This window comes from Ensifer sp. (genome assembly GCF_035999185.1).
Taxonomy (GTDB): domain Bacteria; phylum Pseudomonadota; class Alphaproteobacteria; order Rhizobiales; family Rhizobiaceae; genus Ensifer.
Genome location: NZ_DASYHB010000201.1, coordinates 1 through 8,533 on the forward strand (window position 1 = coordinate 1; position 8,533 = coordinate 8,533).

General features: G+C 63.5%; 8 protein-coding genes. 4 read left to right on the forward strand and 4 right to left on the reverse strand.

The genetic code is table 11. From position 1 onward, the window contains the following. Nucleotides 1–124: 124 nt before the first annotated feature. Nucleotides 125–1,057, forward strand: a complete 933-nt coding sequence (locus VGO04_RS27305) for a ribose-phosphate pyrophosphokinase (RefSeq protein WP_327499106.1) — start codon at nucleotides 125–127, stop codon at nucleotides 1,055–1,057. 150 nt (nucleotides 1,058–1,207) lie between these two features. On the opposite strand, the gene VGO04_RS27310 is transcribed toward VGO04_RS27305, so the two are convergent. After that, nucleotides 1,208–2,236 (reverse strand): aldo/keto reductase, encoded by a 1,029-nt coding sequence (locus VGO04_RS27310; RefSeq protein ID WP_327499107.1) that lies wholly within the window; start codon nucleotides 2,234–2,236, stop codon nucleotides 1,208–1,210. Between the two features lie 117 nt (nucleotides 2,237–2,353). Between VGO04_RS27310 and VGO04_RS27315 the strand changes: the two genes are divergently transcribed. Then, complete coding sequence (locus VGO04_RS27315) at nucleotides 2,354–3,259, forward strand: LysR family transcriptional regulator (protein WP_327499108.1); 906 nt, start codon at nucleotides 2,354–2,356, stop codon at nucleotides 3,257–3,259. Nucleotides 3,260–3,267: 8 nt separating this feature from the next. Here VGO04_RS27315 and VGO04_RS27320 read toward each other — a convergent pair whose 3' ends face one another. The 3 genes from VGO04_RS27320 to VGO04_RS27330 form a co-directional block, all read right to left on the reverse strand. Then, nucleotides 3,268–3,651 carry a DUF779 domain-containing protein gene (locus VGO04_RS27320; RefSeq protein WP_327499113.1) on the reverse strand — a complete coding sequence of 128 codons (384 nt, stop codon included), beginning with the start codon at nucleotides 3,649–3,651 and terminating at the stop codon, nucleotides 3,268–3,270. A gap of 172 nt (nucleotides 3,652–3,823) precedes the next feature. Next, on the reverse strand, nucleotides 3,824–5,332 hold the full coding sequence (gene adh / locus VGO04_RS27325) for an aldehyde dehydrogenase (protein ID WP_327499109.1): 1,509 nt from the start codon (nucleotides 5,330–5,332) through the stop codon (nucleotides 3,824–3,826). Nucleotides 5,333–5,654: 322 nt separating this feature from the next. Beyond that, nucleotides 5,655–6,611 (reverse strand): helix-turn-helix domain-containing protein, encoded by a 957-nt coding sequence (locus tag VGO04_RS27330; RefSeq protein WP_327499110.1) that lies wholly within the window; start codon nucleotides 6,609–6,611, stop codon nucleotides 5,655–5,657. 249 nt (nucleotides 6,612–6,860) lie between these two features. On the opposite strand from VGO04_RS27330, the gene VGO04_RS27335 reads away from it, so the two are divergent. Further along, nucleotides 6,861–8,042, forward strand: a complete 1,182-nt coding sequence (locus VGO04_RS27335; RefSeq protein WP_327499111.1) for a benzoate/H(+) symporter BenE family transporter — start codon at nucleotides 6,861–6,863, stop codon at nucleotides 8,040–8,042. Between the two features lie 155 nt (nucleotides 8,043–8,197). Continuing rightward, a partial coding sequence (locus VGO04_RS27340) for a 50S ribosomal protein L25/general stress protein Ctc (RefSeq protein WP_327499112.1) occupies nucleotides 8,198–8,533 on the forward strand: 336 nt, incomplete at its 3' end.

Below are 8,533 nucleotides of genomic sequence, written 5' to 3' on the forward strand. Positions count from 1 at the left end.
GCTCTGAACGGCGGCCATCCGCAAAGAATGTCCGCGATTGGAATGGCTCTCGGAATCTGCGCGGAACACACCGCTCCCGGAACAGCACCGGACGGTGACCGCGCCAGCTCAAGGCGGTCCGTCAATGAAGGTTTTCGCAGGTAATTCGAACCGGCTGTTGGCCGAAGCGATCTGCAACTATCTCAATCTGCCTCTCGGCAAAGCGACGGTACGCCGTTTCGCCGATCAGGAAATCTTCGTCGAGATCGGCGAAAACGTGCGCGGCGAGGATGTGTTCATCATCCAGCCGACATCCTTCCCCACCAACGATCACCTGATGGAACTGCTCATCATGATCGACGCGGTACGGCGCTCCTCCGCCCGCCGCATCACCGCCGTGATCCCCTATTTCGGCTATGCCCGCCAGGACCGCAAGGCCGGCCCGCGCACGCCGATCTCCGCCAAGCTCGTCGCCAACCTGATCACCGAAGCCGGCGCCGACCGCGTTCTGACGCTCGATCTTCATGCCGGCCAGATCCAGGGCTTCTTCGACATCCCGACCGATAACCTCTACGCGATCCCGATCCTCGCCCGCGACGTCAAGGAAAACTACGACCTGAAGAACGTCATGGTCGTTTCGCCCGACGTCGGCGGCGTGGTACGCGCCCGTGCGCTTGCCAAGCGCCTCGACTGTCTGCTGGCAATCGTCGACAAGCGCCGTGATCGTCCGGGTGAATCCGAAGTCATGAACGTCATCGGCGACGTGAAGGGCAAGGACTGCCTGCTGATCGACGACATCGTCGATTCCGGCGGCACGCTCTGCAACGCGGCCGAAGCACTTCTGAAGAACGGCGCGACCAGCGTCACCGCCTACATCACCCACGGCGTTCTCTCCGGCGGCGCGGTTGCCCGCGTCACCTCGTCGATGCTGAAGGAACTGGTCATCACCGACTCGATCCAGCCGACCACGGCCGTCCAGTCCGCCCACAACATCCGGGTGATCACCACCGCGGGCCTGCTCGGCGAAGCCATCAGCCGCACCAGCCAGGAAGAGTCGGTTTCGAGCCTCTTCGACTGAGGCCGTCCCTACCCGCGCATTCATGAAACGCCGGCGTCCAAAGCGCCGGCGTTTTTCGTTGTGAAGACGTGGCTAGAGTAATTCCAGGAAAAGTGTGAAACGGTTCTCCGTCCGGAATTGCGTTATCTCAAAGAGCTAGATTGTTTTGATCTAGCGGCCGAGCGCCTGCACCAGCGGCTGGTCGGCAAGATTGTCGATGAACCAGTTGGGATAGACTGGCGCCGGCACGGTCGCCGCGTCGAGTGCCGAGATCTCCGCTGGCGTCAGAACGAGATCGGCCGCGCCGAGATTGTCTTTCAGCTGGTGCGGCTTGGAAGCGCCCAGCAGCACGCTCGTCACCGCCTGTCTCGCCAGCAGCCAGGCGATCGCCACCTGCGCCACGCTTGCCCCGCGCTGGTCGGCGATGGTGCGCATGCGCTCCACGAGCCTGAAGCCGTGCTCCTTGTCGAAGGGCAGGATGTCGAAACCGGAATAGCGATTGTCCGGGTCGCCGAGATTGTCGTGGGTGTATTTGCCCGAAAGAAAACCGGACGCCAGCGGGCTCCAGACCGTCAGGCCCAACCCATAGCGGTCCATCATCGGAATGACGTCGCGCTCGACATCGCGGCCGAGCAGCGAATAATGCATCTGCCCATGGGTGAAGGGCGCAAGCCCATTGGCCTTCTGGATCTCAAGCGCTGCCGCCACCTTCCAGGCCGACCAGTTGGAAAAGCCGATGTAGCGTGCCTTGCCCGAACGCACGACCGCATCGAGCGCAAGCAGAGTTTCCTCAAGCGGCGTATGCGGGTCCTCCTTGTGGACGATATAGACGTCGATCCAGTCGGTGCCGAGCCGCTTCAGGCTCTGATCGACCGACCAGAGGATATGCCGGCGCGACAGTCCAGATTGGGTGAGCGGCGTGCCCGTGCGGAACCCTACCTTGGTGGCGATCACCACCTCGTCGCGGCGGTCCTTGAGCGCTTCGCCGAGGATCCGCTCGGATTGTCCGGAGGCGTAGGCATCCGCCGTGTCGAAGAAGGTGATGCCGGCATCGAGCGCCTGGCCGACCAGGGCGTCGGCGGCCTCCGCGTCGGTCTTGTAGACGGAGCCGATGCTGCGGTCGCCAGAGGTAAACGTCATCGCCCCGAAGGCGAGCCGCGAGACCACCAGACCGGTATTTCCAAGCGTCGCGTACTGCATGTCGTTCTCCATTCCCTCAGAGACAGAATTGTCTTGCGGAGACCATGCCAAAGTTGATTGCTGCGAAAAACTGCCGCTATCTTCAAAGCTTGCGAAGAGTGACTTCATAATAGGCCCATGGCGAACGACCCATTCAACGGACTGCAGGCGTTTCTGGTGGTGGCGGAGCACAGCAGCTTCACGGCCGCTGCGGCAACGCTGGGGGTCACGCCCACTGCCGTCAGCCAGACGATCCGTGCCCTGGAGACGCGCCTTGGTCTCCAACTCTTCGTGCGCACCACCCGGCGCGTCGCGTTGACCGAGGCGGGCGCTGCCTTCCTGAAGCGTGTGCGTCCCGCGGCCCTGGAGATCACGGACGCCTACGAGCAGCTGGGGGACTTTCGTGAGCGGCCGATGGGCAATCTGCGGCTGACCGTGCCGCGAATGGCGATCCCGCTGGTACTGACGCCGCTTCTGCCGCGTTTTCGCCAGGCCTATCCCGACGTTTCCGTCGAAATCTCGATCGACGATGCGGCGGTCGATATCACCGAGCACGGCTTCGATGCCGGTATTCGCATCGGCGAAGCGGTCGAAAAGGACATGATCGCGGTGCGGCTGACGCCCGACATCACCTGGGCCGTCGTCGGCTCGCCTGCCTATTTCGGCAAGTATGGAAGGCCGGCGACACCCGAAGACCTGACCCGGCACGAGGCGATCCGCTATCGCTATCCGGCATCGCGTACGGTCTATCGCTGGGAGTTCGAGCGCGACGGACGGGACTTCTCCGTCGACGCTCCCGGCGGCCTCACGGCCAACGACTTCCAGATGCTCCTGGAAATGGCAGAGGCCGGTATGGGCCTCTCCTATCTGCCGGATCTTTCCGTGCGCGGCGCTATCGCGACGGGGCGACTAGAACGGGTGCTCGAAGTCTTCCTGCCGACCTCACCGGGGCTCTATCTTTACTTCCCGGCCAAGGCCCAGACCCAGCCGAAGCTTCGGGCCTTGCTCGACCTGGCGGCGAGGATTGGACGCGAGCGGAAATAGGCGTCGCCTTACCGCCCGCGAAAAACCACGGCACAGGCCTCGCCGCCGCCAAAAAGGCGAGAGCGCGTCAGGAAACGCCTCTCCCGCCCATTGTCGAGCGAGAACATGCCGCCCCTGCCCGGCACCACATCGATGATCAGTTGGGTGTGCTTCCAGACCTCGAACTGGCTGGCGCTGATGTAGACCGGAACGCCGCCGATCTCGCCGAGCTTCACGTCGTTGTCGCCGACGATGTAGTCATCCGCCGGGTAGCACATCGGCGACGAGCCGTCGCAGCAGCCACCGGACTGGTGAAACAGGATATCGGGATGATCGCGCCGGATTTCAGCGATGAAGTCGAGCGCCGCGTCCGTCGCCAGCACGCGCGCTTCGTTGTTCCCGTCGGTTTCCATCGTCTCGGCGGACATGGCCAATCTCCCTGCCCCAATGCGCGTCGCATGACACTGTTCGGCTGAGGCGCGGGTGGAGAGCACGCCTCAGCCGTTGATCGAGCAGGAAGGAAAGGCGGAGAATACCTTTCCTCCCGCTCATGCAACCTTCCCGGCGGCGGGAAGGCAATTCCGATCAGAAGAAGCCGAGCGCCTTCGGGCTGTAACTCACCAGCATGTTCTTGGTCTGCTGGTAATGATCGAGCATCATCTTGTGGGTCTCGCGACCGATGCCGGACTGCTTGTAGCCGCCGAAGGCCGCATGCGCCGGATAGGCGTGGTAGCAATTGGTCCAGACGCGGCCCGCCTGGATCTCCCGGCCGAAGCGATAGCAACGGTTGGCATCGCGGCTCCAGACGCCGGCACCGAGGCCGTAGAGCGTATCGTTGGCGATCTCCAGTGCCTCGGCTTCCGTCTTGAAGGTGGTGACCGAAACCACCGGTCCGAAGATTTCCTCCTGGAAGACGCGCATCTTGTTGTGGCCACGGAACACCGTCGGCTTGACGTAGAAGCCTTCGGCAAGCTCCCCTTCAAGCACGTTGCGGCCGCCGCCGGTCAGCACTTCGGCACCTTCCTGGCGGCCGATGTCGATATAGGAGAGGATCTTTTCGAGTTGCTCGCTGGAAGCCTGCGCGCCGATCATCGTGGCGCTGTCGAGCGGGTTGCCCTGGCGGATCGCCTCGACGCGCTTCAAGGCCCGTTCCATGAAGCGATCATAGATGCTCTCCTGCACCAGCGCCCGGCTGGGGCAAGTGCAGACCTCGCCCTGGTTCAGCGCGAACATCGCAAAACCTTCGAGCGCCTTGTCGAAGTAGTCGTCATCCTCGGCGAGCACGTCGGCAAAGAAGATGTTCGGCGACTTGCCGCCGAGTTCCAGTGTCACCGGAATGAGGTTCTGGCTGGCATATTGCATGATCAGCCGCCCGGTGGTCGTCTCGCCGGTAAAGGCGATCTTGGCGATGCGCGGGTTGGTGGCGAGCGGCTTGCCGGCTTCAAGGCCAAAGCCGTTGACGATGTTGAGCACGCCCGCCGGCAGGAGATCGCCAACAAGATCGGCCCAGACGAGGATCGAGGCCGGCGTCTGTTCGGCAGGCTTCAAGATGACGCAATTGCCGGCGGCCAGCGCCGGCGCCAGCTTCCAGGCGGCCATCAGGATCGGAAAGTTCCAGGGAATGATTTGGCCGACGACGCCGAGCGGCTCGTGGAAATGATAGGCGACCGTGTCGTGGTCGATCTCGCCGATCGAACCTTCCTGAGCCCGAATGCAGGCGGCGAAATAGCGGAAGTGGTCGATGGCGAGCGGAATGTCGGCCGCCATGGTCTCGCGGATCGGCTTGCCGTTGTCGAAGGTCTCGGCACGCGCGAGCAGTTCGAGGTTGTCCTCCATCCGGCCGGCGATCTTCATCAGGATGTTGGAGCGCTCGGCGGCAGACGTGCGGCCCCACTTCTCGCGCACCGCATGGGCGGCGTCGAGCGCCAGCTCGATATCGGCGGCGTCCGACCGGGCCACCTGGCACAGCACGCCACCGGTCACCGGCGTCGTGTTGTCGAAATAGCGCCCGGCCACCGGCTCTCGCCATTCTCCGCCGATGAAGTTGCCGTATTTCTGCTTGAACGGGCTTTCGACGATCTTCTGATGCAGCATGGTCATTCCTCCCTGAAACCAGCAACGGGGCTGTGAGAAGAAAGGTGCGGCTGAATGCGCGTCTTCGATAGGGAGGCACAGACAGCGTCGGCGCGATGTGTTTCAGAATTGAGACAGCTTTGCCTGCGTGACCGTGCTGCGGTGCAGCAAGTTGCGTAATCCGAGTGCCAGGATCCGCCCCCTCATCCCCCTGCCGGGACATTCTCCCCGTCATGACGGAGAGGAGGCATGTTGCACCCGCCCGTCCCCACAAGGCCGACGAAACCCTCGTCCCCTCTCCCCACCTGCGGGGAGAGGGTTAGGGTGAGGGGCGCCGTGAGGGTCAGTTGACCTGCAGCCGCTTCATCTTGCGGTAAAGCGTGGCGCGGCTGATGCCGAGCTGTTCGGCCGCCAAGGAGACGTTGCCGTTGACCCGCGACAGCACCCGGCGCAGGGCGGCGCGTTCAGCATCGGGCAATTCGCTCGCATCCGACGCCATCTCTTCGCGAAGAAGATCGGAGGCCGGAACGCCGGCGGCGATACGCTTGTCATCGAGATCGAGCCACAACCGGGCGGCACGCGTCGCGCCCAGCACGAGGTCGTCACGGTCGACCGCAAGCAGCGCCGGCCCTGCCCGATCGACCGGTACCAGCACGATCCGGGCGCCGGCAAAGGCCCGACGGAAAAGACCCGCCTCGATGCGGGCGGCCGCGTCACGCACGGCCTGCGACAGGAGCGATATCGTCATCTCGGACGCATCATCGCGGCAGGTGGAAATGTCGAGGGCCGCAGCCAGCCGCCCGCAATGATCGCGGATCGGCGCCGTGGTGCAGCTAAGCCCGATATTGCTGCTGAGGAAATGCTGGTCGCGTTGAATGACGACGGCGCGCTCGTCGGCGATCGCCGTGCCGATGCCGTTGGTTCCGACGCTCGCCTCGCTCCAGACGGTACCGGACCAGAGTCCGACACCGCGAAAGTCGGCATCGTCGCCAACCGCGCCGCGCCGTTCCAGCGCCACGCCCTTGTCATCGGTCAAAAGCAGGCAGCATCCAGCCTTGCCGACTGTCGCGAACAGGCGATCGAGTTCCCCGCCCGCCTCCAGGATCAGCTCCGCCGAACGTTCACGCGCAAGCTGGAACTCTCGGTCAGTAAGAAGAAGGGGCGTGCGCCTGTCTTCGGGCACAAGCCCATGCAGCGTCATGCAGCGCCGCCAGGAGGCGGCAACCGGCGAACTTGCCGCGGCCGACGGCTGATGCGTGACCTTGTAGACCAGTTCCGAATGATCCCTGACGGCAGGCATCGGCTTCCTCCCTGAAGCGTCGTCCGGCGACCGCAGCTGCAGCCGATCTCCCAAGCGGCCGCACCTGCATTGAGCGGCACTATAGTCATCGATTTCCGCAATGGTCCAGCCAGACGAAGGTTCGAGGGCTGCCACCCGTCAGCGACTTTGATTGGTACATCACGCCGCCGATATCGACAGCTTGGCGGAATGTGGTACGCCAAGGGCATTTCCGCCACGACTCAAATCCACAACAGCCGGTTGCTCGCCATGCTTCGTGACTTTTCGCTCCAGAGCCTGTTCATGGGTCTCTTGATCGCCTTCGTCGGCTTTGCCAGTTCGTTCGCCGTCGTGCTTCATGGCCTGACCGGTGTTGGCGCCAGCGAAGCACAGGCCGCCTCCGGCCTAATGGCGCTATCGGTCTCCATGGGTGTCTGCGCGATCGTGCTTAGCACGGTCACGCGGCTTCCGGTCAGCATCGCCTGGTCCACGCCGGGTGCCGCACTTCTTGCCAGCGCCGGCATCGTCGAAGGCGGCTTCAACGCCGCCGTCGGCGCCTTTCTCGTCTGCGGCCTGCTCGTCGTCATCGCCGGCCTCTGGAAACCGCTCGGCCGGCTGGTGTCGGCCATTCCGGCGCCGCTTGCCAACGCGATGCTTGCAGGCGTGCTGCTCAGCCTCTGCTTCGCGCCGGTCAAGGCGATCGCCTTCAATCCTCTTCTGGGCCTGCCGATCCTCATTGCCTGGGCGGTCGTCGGCAGCGTCAACAAGCTCTTCGCAGTGCCCGCGGCCCTGGTCGCTTTCGTGCTCGTCATCGCCTTTGGCGTCGAGATCCCCGAAGGCGCCTTTGCGACGATCTCGTCTGCGCTGGTTCCCACGGTCGAGTTCGTCGCGCCGCAGTTCAATGTCGCCGCCATGGTCAGCGTTGCGCTACCGCTCTTCATCGTCACCATGGCGTCACAGAACATTCCCGGCATCGCCGTGTTGAAAGTCAACGACTACCACCCTGCCCCCGGGCCGCTGTTTGCAACGACAGGCGTCTTTTCCATGTTGAGCGCGCCCTTTGGCGGCCATGCGGTCAACCTGGCCGCGATCACGGCAGCCATGTGCGCCGGCAGCGACAGCCATCCCGACCGCGGCAGGCGCTACTGGTCGGCGATCAACGCCGGCGGCTTTTACATTCTGTTCGGCCTTCTCGCAGGCGCCGTCACCACCTTCGTCAGCCTGGCGCCTTCCATTTTGATCGAGGCCGTGGCAGGTCTTGCCCTCGTCGGCGCCTTTGCCAGTTCGGCGGTTGCCGCCTTCACGGAGGCAAAGACCCGCGAGGCCGCCGCAATCACGTTTCTGGTCACCGCATCCGGTGTCAGCTTCGGCGGTGTCTCGGGCGCCTTCTGGGGGCTCATTGCCGGCGGGGCGATGCTGGCGCTGGCTCGTTTCACAGGCAAAAAGGCCTGAATCTGCGGCAAAGCTTGCATTCGCGGGTGATCTCGTCTATGGAGCGCCCGTCCGCGTAGACACCCTTGGAGGCAACGCGGATGAAGTCCTTGCGGCTTCGGTTCTTCCGCATGGCGGATGAACTCTCCAGCATTAGACATTAGAAAGGTCTATCCATGAGCCACGCATCCTACGAGCTCAAGGCCGAGACGCGCGAACGGGTTGGTAAGGGGTCCTCCCGTGAACTTCGTCGCAACGGTCTTATCCCGGCTGTCATCTATGGTGACAAGCAGGCCCCCGTTTCCATCGCACTCTCCACCAAGGAAGTGACGATGAAGATCCACGCCGGCGGTTTCATGACCACCGTCGCAACCATCGACGTCAACGGCGAAAAGATCCGCGTCCTGCCGAAGGACTACCAGCTGGATCCGGTCCGTGACTTCACCATGCACGTCGACTTCCTGCGCGTCTCCAAGGACAGCCAGGTTACCGTCGAAGTTCCGGTTCACTTC

Excerpts from the sequence above, each read along its gene's own strand:
- VGO04_RS27305 (WP_327499106.1), top strand. The coding sequence starts at position 125 with ATGAAGGTTTTCGCAGGTAATTCGAACCGGCTGTTGGCCGAAGCGATC.
- VGO04_RS27310 (WP_327499107.1), bottom strand. The coding sequence starts at position 2,236 with ATGCAGTACGCGACGCTTGGAAATACCGGTCTGGTGGTCTCGCGGCTC.
- VGO04_RS27315 (WP_327499108.1), top strand. The coding sequence starts at position 2,354 with ATGGCGAACGACCCATTCAACGGACTGCAGGCGTTTCTGGTGGTGGCG.
- VGO04_RS27320 (WP_327499113.1), bottom strand. The coding sequence starts at position 3,651 with ATGGAAACCGACGGGAACAACGAAGCGCGCGTGCTGGCGACGGACGCG.
- adh (WP_327499109.1), bottom strand. The coding sequence starts at position 5,332 with ATGCTGCATCAGAAGATCGTCGAAAGCCCGTTCAAGCAGAAATACGGC.
- VGO04_RS27330 (WP_327499110.1), bottom strand. The coding sequence starts at position 6,611 with ATGCCTGCCGTCAGGGATCATTCGGAACTGGTCTACAAGGTCACGCAT.
- VGO04_RS27335 (WP_327499111.1), top strand. The coding sequence starts at position 6,861 with ATGCTTCGTGACTTTTCGCTCCAGAGCCTGTTCATGGGTCTCTTGATC.